Below are 16,143 nucleotides of genomic sequence, written 5' to 3'. Positions count from 1 at the left end.
ATACAGCGATTTCGGGCGGTCAGGCTTAAATCGCCGGCAGTTCCGCCAGCGGCCAGCGAGGGCGCACGGTCACGTTCAGCCCGGCGTAAGTACCGCCTTTAAGGCGTACCATACCCGCATAGGCGATCATCGCGCCGTTGTCGGTACAAAACTCAGGCCGGGCGTAAAACACTTCGCCGCCGCGTTTTTGCATCATTTCCGCCAGTTTGCTGCGCAACGTACGGTTAGCGCTCACGCCGCCGGCAATCACCAGACGCTTAAACCCGCTTTCATCCAGCGCACGGCGACATTTTATCGCCAGTGTATCCACCACCGCATCCTCAAACGCGCGCGCAATATCGGCACGGGTCTGATCGCTATCGTCATTATCCCGAATGGTGTTGGCCGCGAAGGTTTTCAGGCCGGAGAAGCTGAAGTCCAGCCCCGGGCGATCGGTCATCGGTCGCGGGAAAACAAAACGTTTTTCTACGCCCTGCTGCGCCATTTTCGACAGCATCGGCCCGCCGGGATAATCCAACCCCAGCAGCTTAGCGGTTTTATCAAAAGCTTCACCGGCGGCATCGTCAATCGATTCACCCATCAGCGTATATTCGCCGATGCCGGTGACGCTGATAAGCTGGGTGTGACCACCGGAAACCAGCAGTGCAACAAACGGGAATTCCGGCGGATTATCTTCCAGCATCGGCGCTAACAGGTGCCCTTCCATGTGATGCACGGCGATGGCCGGCACATCCCACGCGAAGGCCAGCGAACGGCCTATGGTTGCTCCCACCAGCAGCGCACCCACCAGTCCCGGACCCGCGGTATAGGCAACGGCGTCGATATCCTGCGCCTGTAGCCCGGCTTCACGCAGCGCGGCCTGGATCAGTGGAACGGTTTTACGCACGTGGTCGCGCGAAGCCAGTTCAGGCACCACGCCGCCGTAGTCAGCGTGCAGTTTGACCTGGCTGTAAAGTTGATTAGCGAGCAAACCCGCCGCATCGTCGTAAATGGCAATGCCGGTTTCATCGCAGGATGTTTCAATTCCGAGAACACGCATGGCTGTCTTTTTTACCTCAATTCTTGCGGCGCGCAGTGTAGCACGAGCGGGCTTTTAACGGCGGCAATTTTAACCTTCCTGCGGTTAACTGTTGTGCAAAAGGTGAATTTTTTCCCACCGCCGATGCCTGTTTGATGTATAATCGGCCCCCTGAAAAAAGCCGGCAGCCGCACAGGCGCATCTGTTGGTTACTTTATGCTATGGTGCTTTACAACGCAGCCTGTGTTGGAGTAAAATTCCGCACCATTTTGAAATGAGCTGGCACTGATGCCAGCGGCAAAACCGAATTTATCCGAGGTGAGAGTTACATGCCGGTAATTAAAGTACGTGAAAACGAGCCATTTGACGTAGCACTGCGTCGCTTCAAACGTTCTTGCGAGAAAGCAGGCGTTCTGGCTGAAGTTCGTCGTCGTGAGTTTTATGAAAAACCTACTACCGAACGTAAGCGCGCTAAAGCGTCTGCAGTAAAACGCCACGCGAAGAAACTGGCTCGCGAAAACGCACGCCGCACTCGTCTGTACTAATTTCCTGAGGGTTCGCCCTCACGTTTCACAGACAAGTTAGTAGTTATCAGGCCGTGCTTTCCGAAAGGAATGCGCGGCTTGTTCTCGTTTATAGCCATAAGTGAATAACGGATTATTCTCAAGGCAGCATTCGAAGGGGATTTATGGCTGGACGCATTCCGCGTGTTTTTATCAATGACTTACTGGCCCGCACGGACATCGTGGATCTTATCGATGCTCGCGTTAAGCTAAAAAAGCAGGGTAAAAACTATCACGCATGCTGTCCTTTTCATAATGAGAAAACCCCCTCCTTCACCGTAAACGGCGAAAAGCAGTTTTATCACTGTTTTGGCTGTGGCGCGCACGGTAACGCCATCGACTTCCTGATGAATTACGACCGTCTGGAATTTGTTGAAAGCATTGAAGAACTGGCGACGGCCTACGGTCTTGAAGTCCCGTACGAAAGCGGTTCCGGCCCCAGCCAGCTTGAGCGCCACCAGCGTCAAAGTCTTTATCAGCTGATGACCGGCCTGCGTGATTTCTATCAGCAGTCGCTGTCTCAAAACCAGGCCGCTGGCGCCCGTGATTATCTGGCACAGCGTGGGTTGAGCGATGATGTTATACAGCACTTTTCTATCGGCTTTGCTCCTGCGGGTTGGGACAACGCCTTAAAGCGTTTTGGCCGTAATCCGGATGATAAGCAAACGCTGATCGATGCCGGAATGTTGGTGACCAACGATCAGGGGCGCAGCTACGACCGTTTTCGCGAACGCGTGATGTTCCCCATCCACGATAAACGCGGGCGGGTGATTGGATTTGGTGGCCGCGTTCTCGGCGACGGGATGCCTAAGTATCTGAACTCGCCGGAAACCGATATTTTCCATAAGGGTCGCCAGCTGTACGGCCTGTATGAAGCGCAGAAGAATCATCCTGAACCGGCCAAACTGCTGGTTGTAGAAGGTTATATGGATGTGGTTGCCCTGGCGCAGTTTGGCGTGGATTACGCCGTTGCGTCACTGGGAACCTCAACCACGGCAGAGCATATACAGTTGTTGTTCCGCACCACCGATACGGTTATCTGCTGCTACGACGGTGACCGGGCGGGGCGTGAAGCCGCCTGGCGCGCGCTGGAAACGGCTCTGCCTTACATGAATGACGGGCGTCAGCTACGCTTTATGTTTCTGCCCGACGGTGAAGACCCGGATACGCTGATTCGTAAAGAGGGCAAAGAGGCGTTTGAGGCCCGGATGGAGCAGGCCATGCCGCTGTCAGGGTTTCTGTTTGATACGCTGATGCCGCAGGTTGATCTACGTTCTCCTGATGGCCGTGCCCAGCTCAGTACCCTTGCGCTGCCGCTGATAAGCCAGGTGCCAGGCGAAACGCTCCGCATCTATCTGCGCCAGGAGCTGGGCAATAAGTTGGGCATTCTTGACGACAGCCAGCTTGAGAAACTGATGCCCGGTAAGGCCGAAAATGCTATACAGCCCGCTCAGCCCCAGCTAAAACGCACGACCATGCGTATACTTATTGGGCTGCTGGTGCAGAATCCGCATCTGGGTGCCATGGTCCCTTCCCTTGAAGGACTGGAGCAGTCAGAGGTCGCAGGATTCCCGCTCTTTGTAGAATTAGTGAGTACTTGCGTTGCTCACCCTGGCCTGACCACCGGACAGCTACTAGAGTTATATCGTGGAACAAAATTTAGCCAGAGCCTTGAAACGCTGGCAACCTGGAACCATATGATTGTTGATGATGAAGTCGACACCATGTTTCAGGATGCGCTGGCCAGCATGTACGATGCCGCGCTTGAGCGTCGGCTTGAAGAGCTCATCGCCCGCGACCGTACTCACGGGCTGAATGCCGAAGAGCGCCGCGAATTATGGGCGCTGAGCCAGGCGCTGAAAAAGCAGTAAAAGCCATATCGGCTACACTACAAATTATTGACAGCGGGTGACATTTTTATTGCTCATCCACTTAAACGACAGAATTCAGAAGCGCGAGCTTCGAAACGAGATCTCAGCGGCTTAGGTGCCGATTATCCGTCAGGTAGACCCTGACAGCCGCCACGATGGGCAGCGGCAATAATCCAAACGCCCTCACTGTTATTGTTGGCATGTTAGCCGACCGACACCAATCTAATTTAACAGAAGTGTGGATACCGTCTTATGGAGCAAAACCCGCAGTCACAGCTGAAACTTCTTGTCACCCGTGGTAAGGAGCAAGGCTATCTGACCTATGCCGAGGTCAATGACCATCTGCCGGAAGATATCGTCGACTCCGATCAGATCGAAGACATCATCCAGATGATCAACGACATGGGCATCCAGGTGGTAGAAGAAGCACCTGATGCCGATGATCTGATGCTGAACGAAAACAGCACCGACACCGATGAAGACGCTGCAGAAGCCGCCGCTCAGGTCTTATCCAGCGTTGAATCTGAAATCGGTCGTACAACCGACCCGGTGCGTATGTACATGCGCGAAATGGGTACCGTTGAGCTGTTAACGCGCGAAGGCGAGATCGATATCGCAAAACGCATTGAAGATGGTATCAACCAGGTTCAGTGCTCCGTCGCGGAATATCCTGAAGCCATTACCTATCTGCTGGAACAGTACGATCGCGTAGAAGCAGGTGAAGCACGTCTGTCCGATCTGATTATCGGCTTTGTCGATCCCAATGCTGAAGAAGATCTGGCCCCAACGGCAACGCACGTCGGTTCTGAACTCTCTGAAGAAGAGCGTGATGACGACGAAGATGAAGACGAAGAGTCTGACGACGACAGTTCGGAAGATGACAACAGCATCGACCCTGAACTGGCCCGTGAGAAGTTTAACGATCTGCGCGTGCAGTATGAAGCCACTCGCACTGTGATTAAAGCGAAGAGCCGCAGCCACGCTGATGCTATCGCTGAAATTCAGAACCTTTCCGACGTGTTCAAGCAGTTCCGCCTGGTACCGAAGCAGTTCGACTACCTGGTGAACAACATGCGTACCATGATGGACCGCGTTCGTACTCAAGAACGTCTGATCATGAAGCTGTGTGTTGAACTGTGTAAGATGCCGAAGAAAAACTTCATCACTCTGTTCACTGGTAATGAAACCAGCGAAACCTGGTTCAAAGCCGCACTGGCGATGAACAAACCGTGGTCAGAGAAGCTGAACGACGTTTCTGAAGATGTCTATCGCAGTCTGCAGAAGCTGCAACAGATTGAAGAAGAAACCGGTCTGACTATCGAGCAGGTAAAAGACATCAACCGTCGTATGTCTATCGGTGAAGCGAAAGCCCGCCGTGCGAAAAAAGAGATGGTTGAGGCTAACCTGCGTCTGGTTATCTCTATCGCGAAGAAATACACCAACCGTGGTCTGCAATTCCTCGACCTGATTCAGGAAGGCAACATCGGCCTGATGAAAGCGGTAGATAAGTTTGAATACCGTCGTGGTTATAAGTTCTCGACTTATGCAACATGGTGGATTCGTCAGGCAATTACCCGTTCTATCGCTGACCAGGCGCGTACCATCCGTATCCCGGTGCATATGATTGAGACAATTAACAAGCTCAACCGTATCTCCCGTCAGATGCTGCAGGAAATGGGGCGCGAGCCGACGCCGGAAGAACTGGCTGAGCGTATGCTGATGCCGGAAGATAAAATCCGCAAGGTGCTGAAAATTGCCAAAGAGCCAATCTCCATGGAGACGCCAATTGGTGATGATGAAGATTCACATCTGGGTGATTTTATCGAAGACACCACGCTGGAGCTGCCGCTGGACTCTGCCACCTCTGAGAGCCTGCGTTCTGCCACCCACGACGTGCTGGCAGGCCTGACGGCCCGTGAAGCGAAAGTTCTGCGTATGCGTTTCGGTATCGATATGAATACCGACCACACGCTGGAAGAAGTGGGCAAGCAGTTTGACGTAACGCGTGAGCGTATCCGTCAGATCGAAGCGAAGGCGCTGCGCAAGCTGCGTCACCCAAGCCGCTCCGAAGTGCTGCGCAGCTTCCTCGATGATTAATCGAAGCATCGCGTAACAGAATGGCCCCTTTACGGGGCCATTTTTTTAGTGGGACTTTTGTCTTTTTAATCGTTCAAACGCCGCGCGCCGTCAGCGCCTGCTCCAGCGCCGCATAGGCCGCGCTCATTTCTTCCTGCGAAGCACGATTCAGCCCGCTGGGATTAGGCAGAACCCAGACCTCCGTATCACCGATTAACTCCGGCTGCCTGCCCCACTCCACTTTGCTACGGCGAAAAGCCTGCTGATAGGCCTGTTTTCCCAAAACGGCCAGCGCCGCCGGTCGATAGCGTTCGATTTTTTCCCTCAGCGCCAGCCCGCCGTCACGCAGTTCGTTGCCTGCAAGCTCGCTGGCCAGTACGGTCGGACGCTCCACCAGCATAGTAATGCCGCAGCCGGTTTCCAGCAGACGCTGTTCCTGTTCCGGTTTGAGCTGGCTCAGGGTAAATCCTGCCTGAAAGATAGTTTTCCAGAATCGGTTACCGGAATGGGCAAAGTGAAAGCCGGTATGAGCTGAAGATTTTCCGGGGTTGATACCACAGAACAACACCCGCAGGCCGGGCTGAATAATATCGGTAATACCGTGCGCTTCCATACAGCAAAGGCTCCTTTCAGACGGGCCTCCTGATTTAAGAGGCCCGGATTGAAATCAGATAGCGGCGATCACCGCTGCGGTGATTTCCGCCGTTGTTAACCCACCGTTCACTTTTGCTTCTGCGGTAACCGCTTCAACGGCATGCAGAATAGCATCAGCCGCCCTGGTTTCACCCAGATGCTCCAGCATCAGCGCCGCTGACCAGATCGCCGCAATCGGATTGGCGATCCCCTGACCGGCAATATCCGGAGCGGAACCGTGTACCGGTTCAAACATCGAGGGTACACCCGGATTCGGATTAAGGTTGGCTGAAGCAGCATAGCCCAGTCCCCCCTGAATCGCCGCACCCAGATCGGTCAGAATATCGCCAAACAGATTGGAAGCAACAATGACATCCAGGGTTTCCGGGTTCATCACCATGCGGGCTGCAATGGCGTCAATATGATAACGGGTTACGCTGACGTCAGGATATTCCTTCGCGATCTCCTCGGTGACTTCATCCCACATCACCATGGTGAACTTCTGTGCGTTGGATTTGGTCACCGATGCCAGACGCTTGCTGCGCTTGCGCGCCGCCTCAAATCCGAAACGCAGGATGCGTTCAACGCCACGCCGGGTGAAAATAGAGGTTTCAACCGCAACCTCATCCGCCGTTCCCTGGTGAATGCGACCACCAGCCCCGCTGTACTCGCCTTCGGTATTTTCACGAATGCAGAGGATATCGAAATCACCTCTACGCAGCGGGCCTTCTACACCGGGCAGCAGGCGGTGGGGGCGGACATTGGCAAACAGATCGAACTGCTTGCGGATGGGCAACAGCAGGCCGTGTAATGACACGCTATCAGGCACTTTTTCCGGCCAGCCTACGGCACCCAGCAATACGGCATCGAACTGGCGCAGCTTATCGATACCGTCTTTCGGCATCATCTCACCGTGCTCAAGATAGTACTCACAGGACCACGGGAAACGCTCACCGCTGAGGGAAAAATCAAACTTAGCCGCGCTGTGTTCCAGTACCTGCCAGGCTGCATCAGTCACATCCACGCCGATACCGTCTCCGGGGATCAACGCCACTTGATAACTTTTCATGACTCTCCTTAGGTTAATTCAGGGCAAAATAGCTCAGCACTTCACAGCCGCGGCCGACCGACGGCGTGGCAATCACCTGCCTGCTGGCCAGATCGATCACGCTCAGCGTACCGTCATCTTCGTTTGCGATGAGCAGCTGGCTGTTGTCCGGGCTGAAGCAGCCATCCATGGGTTTATGGCCGACGGCGATCTGCCCGAGTGGACTCAGGGTGGCATCATACAGGCTGATAACGGGCTCGCTATCGCCAATGACCACCAGCAGGGAACCATCTTCGCTGAAGCGGGTAATTTGTGCTGCTTTATTGTGGCCGTTCAGCGGCAGATGCTGCCGAATACGATGGCTCTGCGCATCAACCACATAGAGCAGCGGTCGCCGCGCATCGGTAGCGACCAAATAAGGATAGAGCGGCGAGGCGGCAATACCGCTGATAGGCCCCGGCATCAGAATATTATCCAGCACTTCACCTCTGCCGTTAGCCAGTCCGACGACGGTAATCGTCGCATCCTCTTCATTATCGGTAAATAATTTACGTCCGGACGGCAAAATGGTCAGTCGGTGGCTGTTGTATGAAGTCAGCGGAATATGGCCGATCATCCGTTCACTTTCCGGATCGAGTATCAAAATCGTCGCGCTATTTTCACAACACATATAGACGTAACCATCGCTACCCACCCGTCCGGTATGCGGTGACTCCAGCGGACTGATATCGATAAATCCCGTCAGCTCACGAGATGCCAGATCGATAACCGCGATTTTATGACCGGGATGGGGGTTATCGCCGTGGATACCATCACCGTAGATCGGCACCCAGGCCTTGCGCTGTTTGGGCAGGATCAGCAACTCATGAGGACGGGGCGGAAAAGCGTTAAGCTCGCGCTCTACGGCAAAGGTCTGCGGATTGAGAAACAGGACATTGCTGCCCTGCTTATCAACGGCAATCAGGCCAAACTGGCGATCGGTTAGCGGCATACAGATACCCCTTAGTTTTATCACACTATAAGGGTAGTTCATCCGGCTACACGATGAGGGTTCAGAGCACCTGCTGGATGGCCCAGACGGCCAGCGCATGATCTTCATGAGAAGGCAAACCGCTGACGGTGACCGTGCCAATCACGCCGCCGTTACCCAACAAGATCGGGAAGCTGCCGCCGCTGTCGGTGTAACGCTCAGGGTCCATGTAGTTCATCTCGGACATCGGCGTGCCCTGTGACTTATTCAGCTCCTGGGTGTAGAGCGAGGAGTGGGCATTGCGCAGGACGGTATGGCGCTTACGTGCAATCCACTCAAGGTTTTCCGCACTCGAACCGCTCAGCGAGGTGCTGAACAACACCTGTCCAAACGCAAACACTTCAATGGCGACCGGCATCTTCTCACTGACGGCACGCTCACGGATCAGCGAGCCAATTTTCCATGCGGTATCAAAATCAAACTGGCTAACGCGAACGGTGGCTTCCTGCTGTAACAGCGTTTCAAGGCTGGGAATGGCTGACATAAAACATCTCCGGCAAGTTTGACGAAATCAGGCTTGCAGGATAAATGAAGTTATTTTTCCAATAAATCACAAAAGGAAATAAATATTTTATTTGAGAAGCAGATCAACTATTTCCTGTAACAAAGGGCAATCATGCCCTGCTTGACAGTGAAGCGCTCACCCGGCAGAAAATGCCTCACGCAGCCAGTGGATAAAGCCACTTACCGCGCGCGGCACCTGGGCCGACCACGGGCGCACAACATAAAGCATATCGGCAAAAGCCCCGACGGTTTGCCACTCTGGCAGCAGTTGAATCAGCTTCCCCTCCTTTAATGCCGCTTGAGCACTGAAATCCGGCAGCAGTGCGATCCCCAATCCTTCCAGTGCCGCATCGCGGATCGATTCGCTGTTATTGGTGGCAAACGGGCCGCTGACGTTAACTGCCAGCCTTTCACCACCGGAAAGAGGCTGAAAGCTCCAGCGGGGAGGTTCCACGCCGCGTGGATAATACAGGCACTGATGCTCGCTCAGTGACGACGGCGTCTCCGGTGTACCGTAGCGTGCCAGATAATCCGGTGATGCCACGACCAGCGCACGGGTCGTACACAGCGGCAGTGCGACGTGGGTTTCCGGCAGGGTGTTACTGTGGCGAATAGCCAGATCAAACCCTTCGCTGGCAAGAGAAACCAGCCGGTCAGAGACCTCCAGCTGTACCCTGACCTGCGGATGCTGGCGGAGAAATGCGGTGATATGCGGCACCAGCTGCTGGCGGGCAAATGCCACCGGTGCAGTGACCCGAACCAGGCCACGCAGCGGTCCGGCAGAATCACGCACGCTGAAAAAACTCTGTTCGATCTGGGCAAACGGCGCTCGCAGATCGTCAACCAGCTTTTCACCCGCGCTGGTCAATCGTACGCTGCGCGTGGTTCGCGTCACCAGCGGCACACCCGCCAGCTGCTCAAGCTCTTTAATCTTCTGCGACATCCCCGCCTTACTGACTTCCAGACGATCGGCCGCGGCGGTAAAACTCCCCTGCTCGGCCAGCACCGTCAGCCAGTGCAGATGCGTCCACAGCGCATCGGTCTTCAGTTCTTTCATCGACATTGTTCACTATAGTAAATAATCAATTCAAGTATAGCGCTTTTTCCCAACGGAGTTTATGGGTAAATTTATCACCAGAGACGAGCAGGAGAGGCTGACAGCTTTCCATAAAAGCACAGCGAACCAGCCCAATAAAACCAGCAATAGAGAGTGTCGAGGTTATTATGCCATTACTGCAATTTGATGTTATTCAGGGCCGTTCCGAGTCAGAGCTGAAAACGCTGCTTGATGCCGCGCACCGTGCAGTGCTGGCAGCATTTAAAGTACCGGAGCGCGATCGCTACCAGATTGTTCACGAAAACAAAGGTTACCAGATGGTATTTGAAGATACCGGTCTGGGTTTACAGCGAACCGATAATCTGGTGATGGTGCGGGTATTTACCAGCCCACGCAGTAGCGAGCAGAAGCAATTCTTTATGGCGGAGCTATGCCGCGAGTTTAAAGAGAGCTGCGGTATCCTGCCTTCAGATGTGATGATTACCTTTATCACTAATGAGAAAGGAGACTGGAGTTTCGGTAACGGCGTGGCACAGTACCTGACCGGCGAACTGTAAGACGTATTCAGATGCAGACGCTCCCCGACAGCCGTCGGGGAGCACAGTTAAATCAGAAGTCGTAGCGCAGGCGCACCAGGTTCATATCACCCAGATTGTCGGTGCTTGAGGTAAAGACGTGTTCGTAGTCAACACGGAAGCCGTAATCCAGCTTGAAGGTAACACCCAGACCGTTGTCGATACGCTTGTAGTTGCGGCCAGTTACGTACTCCAGACGGTCACCCATCACATACGGCATCACTGATTTCAGCCCGTACTGCTGTACCGGAATGGTATAACCTGCCAGATATTCAATACCCCACGCATCACCGGCAAAGTAGTTGTGAACGTTAGCCTGCTTGGTGGTCAGGAAATTATCATACCAGCCACCGCCGGCGGTGAAGGTCCAGTTTTCCGGCGTCCAGCTCAGTGCTGTACCGAAGATATTTTGATCGTAGGATTTATCATCACCGTTGCCAGGATTGCGCATTTCAGCACGTGTATAGTTCCATGCCGTACCCCAGGTCAGATCTTTCGTGATGTGGTAGTCCACACCCAGCGAGCCGCCGCCCTGACGTTTGTAACGCAGGCCGTTACCCGGCAGGTACTCATTGTCGGAGAACAGATAGGAAGCGTAAAAGTCTGTATTTCCTAAAGTATTTTTGTATTTCAGCATCTTACGGCTACGGTAAGAGCCGTCATAATCGCCGTTAATCCCGTTGCCCGATGCCTGGCCCAGCATGTCGTAATCCCAGATATCGGTTTTAGCGCCGACAACATCGTAGTAGACGCTGTTCTGCTGACCAAAGGTCAACTGGCCCCAGGTTGCGCTTTTAAGACCGGTATACAGCATACGACGCGAAGTATTATTTGCACCATCGGCATGATGGTTATCCCAGTCGAAAAGCGCCGGGATATTCACACCAAGCTCGTAATAGCTGATCCAGCTAATATCATCGAACAGATAATAATCTGCCGCGAAACGGAAACGCGTACCGCCATCAAAACCGTTTCTTTTATATGAACCTTTATCACCATCGCCGGTCATATTGTTGAACTGTGGTCGAATGCTGCCGCCCACGGTAAAGTTCAGGCGGCTAAGCGGATCGCCTGCCTGAGGATCTTGTTTCAAAAGGGTAATTTCAGCATTGGCTGCGAAAGAAGCACTGCCCACAATCAGTCCCAGCGCCACTGCCTGAGCAAGCGTACGTGTTTTAATTAACATCTTGTATTCCTGTGTAATATTGGAAAATAAATATTGAACAAAATATTACACTGGAAAAACCAATATAAAACACACCAACCTTATTATTTTGTGCTTTTTTCTCTTAGTAAATAACCAATATTTGTTTTCAATATATTTCAAAACAATCGCAATTAATCATTTTGTGCTTACTTCCTATATACTAGTTAAACAATAGCATTATTTGTTCGCTTAAAAATCATGCTGCATAACGCAGAAATTCACTTGCCGTCGCGCAAAACACCGGAAAGTTATCGCCCTGGCCGTCAGGGTAAAGAAGGAGATGGGGTTCGCCATTACGACCGTCCCCCCTTCCTTCACGTGGGTCTTTTCCCATCATAACAGGCTGATGTGACGCCTACCCGCAAACGAAAGAGAAGTGCCAAACAGCCATTGAGAATGTGAGCCGCATCTGAGTTTTGTAATTATTGCAGAATGAAAAGAAAGATTAGCAATATTTACCCAATCGCTCACCGTATGCATTCTCTCATCAACACTGTGAGAGTACATGGCAGATAACGAAGAAATAAATTAATGATATAAAAGAGTTTTATATCCCTGCCATTGCAAGCTGAGTTAAACCGGCTTTGCTTAACATTAGTTACGTTTACTCCCGGGAAAGTTAAACAAAACCTAAACGGACAGGCTTGAATGGCCTCGACACTCACATTTCGCTGTCACCCCCAATTATTGCCAGAGATAATTCGCTGCGTTAAATTAATTCGTTAACTCGAATCATTTCATCTCGCCGCTACCTGACAGGGATTGCGTCACACACAGGGTAAAATCGATCCAATGGTTTCAGAATGGTTATCTTTAATATTGTTTGTCGCTTCTGCTGCTATCTACACCTGGAAGGGGGGGCAACATAAGCTGTGGTTTTCTGCCGTGCTGGCGCTGCTCGGCATCTATATCATTCTAAATGCCTCTCTTTTTGCCAGTAATTACTTCACCGGCGAAGGAATTAATGATGCGGTTATCTATACAATAACCAGCAGTCTGAGTGGCGCAGGATTACAAAAATATATTATGCCAGCCGTCGGCCTGATCGTCGGTTTATTATTGCTATTCCTGTTTTTATCCTGGGTTTTACGTCTGCGTAAAAACCATAATTACAGCAAATTGTATAGCCTGCTGGCGCTGGTGCTCGCGGCGGCATCCATTAAAACAACGCCGGCGTACCAGCAGGTTAGCGATCTGATCAAATCACAGGTCGCAAAAGGGGATTCCGACTTTTACAGTCACTATAAGGTGCCGGGGAAGAACCTGCGCGGCGATCGCCCAAATCTGGTTTACATCTACGCGGAGAGCCTGGAACGCACCTACTTTGATGATAAAGCGTTTCCCGGCCTGGCTCCGGAGCTGAATCAGATCAAAGCGGACTCACTCGATTTCAGCAACACTGAACAGCTGCCCGGGACCGAATATACGATTGCCGGTATTGTCGCCTCACAGTGCGGCATCCCGCTGTTTGCTCCTTTTGATGGCAACGCGTCCAGCTCGCTTTCCACCTTCTATCCGCAAAACGTCTGCCTGGGTGACATCCTTAAGGCATCCGGCTATCAGAACTATTTCTATCAGGGAGCCAGCCTGAGCTTTGCCGGCAAAGATCTGTTCTTCACTTCCCACGGCTTCGACCATATTTATGGTTTCAATGAATTGAAAAGCATGGTGAAAGATCAGAACTATCGTAACGACTGGGGATGGTACGACGATACCGTGCTTGATATCGTCTTCGATAAATATCTGGAACTGGCGAAGAAAAATCAGCCTTTCTCGCTGTTCGCACTCACCGTAGATACCCATCATCCAGATGGATTCATCTCCCGCAGCTGTCAGAGAAAGTCTTATCCATTTGATGGAAAAGAGAATAAGTCTTTTGCTGCCGTCGCCTGCGGCCAGGAACATATTGCCCGGCTGATTGAAAGAATACGTGCAACACCGTACTTCAAAAATACCATTATCGTTGTCGGTTCCGATCACCTGGCGATGAACAACACCGCCTTTAAGTACCTGAACCAGCACGATCGTCGCGACCTGTTCTTTATGCTGCGCGGCGACAACGTCAGCAGCAAAGTTATCACGGCCAAACGCAGTACGCTGGATAACGGTGCGACCGTACTGGATGCCATGGGTGGCGATAACTTTATCGGTCTGGGGCGCAGTTCGCTTTCATCCACGTCACTTTCTGCCACTTATCTGAATATCAAAGAAAAGATTAACGAGTGGAAGCCCGACGTTATAAAGCTGTGGAACTTCCCGAAAACGATTTCGGATTACAAAATAGACAGCAACAATAATACATTCAGTTTCTCCGGCTCCCACTTTAAGCTGCCGCTGCTTTTATCGGTAATGCCAAACAAGATTGAACCCAAGCTTGATGCCTATCTGGCAACGCCTCTGAAACAGCAGCTGGCGAGATTTGCCCCTGATGAAAAATTTGTCTGGGCCGATCGCTGTTACAAAATCGGCAGCGTATGGGACGAATCCCTGACGCTGAATAATGGGCTATGCGTTGCCAACGGCACGCTGAATGCGAAACCACATATTGAACAGCTCAAACCGGGCAGTACATTGGGGAAAATCACCTTTACCCCAACCAACAGCAGCAGTGACGAACAGTATCAGCGCAGCGTAACCCGCCTGCGAATCGCCGATGCCGATTTAAAATATCGCTCGGACCGCATTCTGTTTAACCTGCCCGGGCTACCGCAGCAGGTACTGAAAATCACCGGTATGTCCTACGTTGAGCCATGGGGCCGCTGGTCTGATGCGAATCTGCTACCGCAAGTGACTATACAGTACCTGGAACCGCTGCCTGAAGCGTTCCAGCTGAAGCTGACGGCGCGCGCCTTTGGCAACAACGCATTACGTCCGGTCATCGTTAAGGTGGGTGACTGGCAGCAGGAGATCTCTCTGGGCGAAAGCGATACTACCCTGACGTTACAGGTTAACAATCCTTCAGGTGCGCGCAGTATCATCCTGGTACCTCCAGAACCGGTCGAGTCAACGCTGGGTACCGTTGATGGTTTTGCTGCCCGTCGGCTGGGCATCGGACTTATCGACCTGGAAGTATCGCCACAGCAGTAAACAACCCGCCCCCTTCATCGGGGGCGCTTGTCATTTTATCGAATGATAAATATAGAATTTCGGCTAACCAAACGCCCGGCTTGTACTATTGGCGGCATTTTTATGCCTTCACGAGGGTTATTTCGAAACCGTTGTTAATTTACTGCGCTTTATTTTCTACCAGAATGAAACACCTGCTCGCTATTGATTCCATTCGATACCTGTCGTGACACTTTTATTCACATGAAGGGCTTGCAGTAAAAAACAGAAAAATTACTATGGCGTAGTAACCATTCACTCACAGGAAAGCCTTCCCGTTGAAATCTTTGCGCTACGCCCTGATATTTTTACCTGTGCTTGCTCTGCCAATGCAAAGCCAGGCGCAGAAAACGCCCGATCCGCTGCTGGCCTCCGAACTGGTTAATCGCTACGCCGATAATATTTTCTATAACACCAAAGCCAGCGGGATGGCGATTGTCGCCATTGATGCCAACCAGCGTATCTTCGCCAGCCGCGGCGTAGTGCGCCCCGGAAGCAAACAGCCACCGGCAAAAGATTCACTGGTTCGTATCGCCTCGCTAAGCAAGCTGATGAGTAGCGAACTGATGGTCAAACTGGCGGAAGAAGGTCGGCTCAAGCTGGACGATCCTCTTAGTAAATACGCCCCTGCCGGTGCCCGTGTACCGGCCTGGAACGGGCAGCCCATCCGCCTGATTAACCTTGCGACACATACCAGCGGCCTGCCTCGTGAGCAACCCGGTGGTAAAGCGATGCGGCCGGTGTTTACCTGGCCTACTAACAGCCAGCGCTGGGCGTGGCTGCGTACCGCGCAGCTAAAGTCAGCTCCCGGTCAGGTTGCTTCTTACTCTAATTTAGCCTTTGATTTATTGGGTGACGCCCTGGCAAAAGCCGGAGGTAAACCCTATCCGACCCTGCTGCAGGAAAAAGTGACCCGCCCTCTGGGGATGAAAGACACCACCTTCACCCCCTCACCGGACCAGTGCGCACGCCTGATTATCCCGGCGAAGAACCCCAGCCCGTGCAATAACTCACTGGCTGCCATTGGCAGCGGTGGGGTTTACTCCACACCGGATGATATGGGTCGCTGGATGCAGCAGTTCCTGTCATCCGATGTACAGGCGCGTAGCGCACATGTTGACCGGCTACAAACGATGATTTACCAACGTAGCCAGCTCACCAAAGTTGAGGGAATGGATGTCCCCGGGCGTGCAGATGCACTCGGTATGGGATGGGTTTACATGGCTCCGCGCGAAGGCAGGCCGGGGATCATTGAAAAAACCGGTGGAGGTGGCGGCTTTATTACCTATATGGCGATGGTACCACAGTACAGCGTAGGTGTATTTATTGTTGTCGCCCGCTCGAATGAAACCCGCTTCACGCCAATGAGTGATGGCGTCAATAACCTGCTTACCGAGATGATTGGTAACTCGTCAGGCAGCGCCCAGCTGGCCGCCAGCATTATGGCAAACTGATT

Annotated in this window: 13 protein-coding genes; 6 read left to right on the top strand and 7 right to left on the bottom strand. The window is 52.5% G+C overall.

Annotated elements, in window-relative coordinates; translation table 11 throughout:
• Positions 1-25 precede the first annotated feature (25 nt).
• Positions 26-1,039, bottom strand: a complete 1,014-nt coding sequence (gene tsaD / locus IBT46_RS01975; RefSeq protein ID WP_200543506.1) for a tRNA (adenosine(37)-N6)-threonylcarbamoyltransferase complex transferase subunit TsaD — start codon at positions 1,037-1,039, stop codon at positions 26-28.
• A gap of 308 nt (positions 1,040-1,347) precedes the next feature.
• Between tsaD and rpsU the strand changes: the two genes are divergently transcribed.
• The 3 genes from rpsU (at position 1,348) to rpoD (ending at position 5,549) form a co-directional block, all read left to right on the top strand.
• The gene (gene rpsU / locus IBT46_RS01970) at positions 1,348-1,563 is read left to right on the top strand and encodes a 30S ribosomal protein S21 (protein WP_001144069.1); all 216 of its coding nucleotides are present in this window, start codon (positions 1,348-1,350) and stop codon (positions 1,561-1,563) included.
• A 143-nt stretch (positions 1,564-1,706) separates the two neighbouring features.
• A complete protein-coding gene (gene dnaG, locus IBT46_RS01965) occupies positions 1,707-3,452 on the top strand; it encodes a DNA primase (protein WP_105592540.1) in 1,746 nt (581 codons plus the stop codon).
• A gap of 252 nt (positions 3,453-3,704) precedes the next feature.
• A complete protein-coding gene (gene rpoD / locus IBT46_RS01960; RefSeq protein WP_105592541.1) occupies positions 3,705-5,549 on the top strand; it encodes an RNA polymerase sigma factor RpoD in 1,845 nt (614 codons plus the stop codon).
• A gap of 73 nt (positions 5,550-5,622) precedes the next feature.
• Here rpoD and mug read toward each other — a convergent pair whose 3' ends face one another.
• The 5 genes from mug to IBT46_RS01935 all read right to left on the bottom strand — a co-directional run bounded on the left by mug (position 5,623) and on the right by IBT46_RS01935 (position 9,800).
• Positions 5,623-6,141 carry a G/U mismatch-specific DNA glycosylase gene (mug, locus tag IBT46_RS01955; protein WP_200543504.1) on the bottom strand — a complete coding sequence of 173 codons (519 nt, stop codon included), beginning with the start codon at positions 6,139-6,141 and terminating at the stop codon, positions 5,623-5,625.
• A 54-nt stretch (positions 6,142-6,195) separates the two neighbouring features.
• Positions 6,196-7,230, bottom strand: coding sequence for a tartrate dehydrogenase (locus IBT46_RS01950; RefSeq protein ID WP_200543502.1), 1,035 nt, complete (start codon positions 7,228-7,230; stop codon positions 6,196-6,198).
• A gap of 13 nt (positions 7,231-7,243) precedes the next feature.
• Positions 7,244-8,200, bottom strand: coding sequence for a WD40 repeat domain-containing protein (locus IBT46_RS01945; RefSeq protein ID WP_200543501.1), 957 nt, complete (start codon positions 8,198-8,200; stop codon positions 7,244-7,246).
• A gap of 61 nt (positions 8,201-8,261) precedes the next feature.
• Complete coding sequence (locus IBT46_RS01940; RefSeq protein ID WP_200543499.1) at positions 8,262-8,723, bottom strand: heme-degrading domain-containing protein; 462 nt, start codon at positions 8,721-8,723, stop codon at positions 8,262-8,264.
• 156 nt (positions 8,724-8,879) lie between these two features.
• Positions 8,880-9,800, bottom strand: coding sequence for a LysR family transcriptional regulator (locus IBT46_RS01935; protein ID WP_200543497.1), 921 nt, complete (start codon positions 9,798-9,800; stop codon positions 8,880-8,882).
• 167 nt (positions 9,801-9,967) lie between these two features.
• Here IBT46_RS01935 and IBT46_RS01930 point away from each other — a divergent pair, with 167 nt between their 5' ends.
• Entirely contained in the window at positions 9,968-10,357 is a 390-nt protein-coding gene (locus IBT46_RS01930) for a tautomerase family protein (protein WP_105592547.1), read from the top strand.
• Between the two features lie 52 nt (positions 10,358-10,409).
• On the opposite strand, the gene IBT46_RS01925 is transcribed toward IBT46_RS01930, so the two are convergent.
• Positions 10,410-11,561: a porin gene (locus IBT46_RS01925; protein WP_200543495.1), complete on the bottom strand. Its 1,152-nt coding sequence runs from the start codon at positions 11,559-11,561 to the stop codon at positions 10,410-10,412.
• Between the two features lie 813 nt (positions 11,562-12,374).
• Between IBT46_RS01925 and opgB the strand changes: the two genes are divergently transcribed.
• Positions 12,375-14,669, top strand: coding sequence for a phosphatidylglycerol--membrane-oligosaccharide glycerophosphotransferase (opgB, locus tag IBT46_RS01920; protein ID WP_200543607.1), 2,295 nt, complete (start codon positions 12,375-12,377; stop codon positions 14,667-14,669).
• Between the two features lie 347 nt (positions 14,670-15,016).
• Positions 15,017-16,141, top strand: a complete 1,125-nt coding sequence (gene ampH / locus IBT46_RS01915; protein ID WP_234479916.1) for a D-alanyl-D-alanine-carboxypeptidase/endopeptidase AmpH — start codon at positions 15,017-15,019, stop codon at positions 16,139-16,141.
• Positions 16,142-16,143: the final 2 nt, after the last annotated feature.

Origin of the sequence: Erwinia sp. S38, assembly GCF_016624545.1 — a bacterium.
In the GTDB taxonomy this organism is placed as follows: Bacteria; Pseudomonadota; Gammaproteobacteria; order Enterobacterales; family Enterobacteriaceae; genus Erwinia; species Erwinia coffeiphila.
Note: the sequence above shows the minus strand (reverse complement) of the source record. Positions and strands in the feature narration are given on the sequence as shown.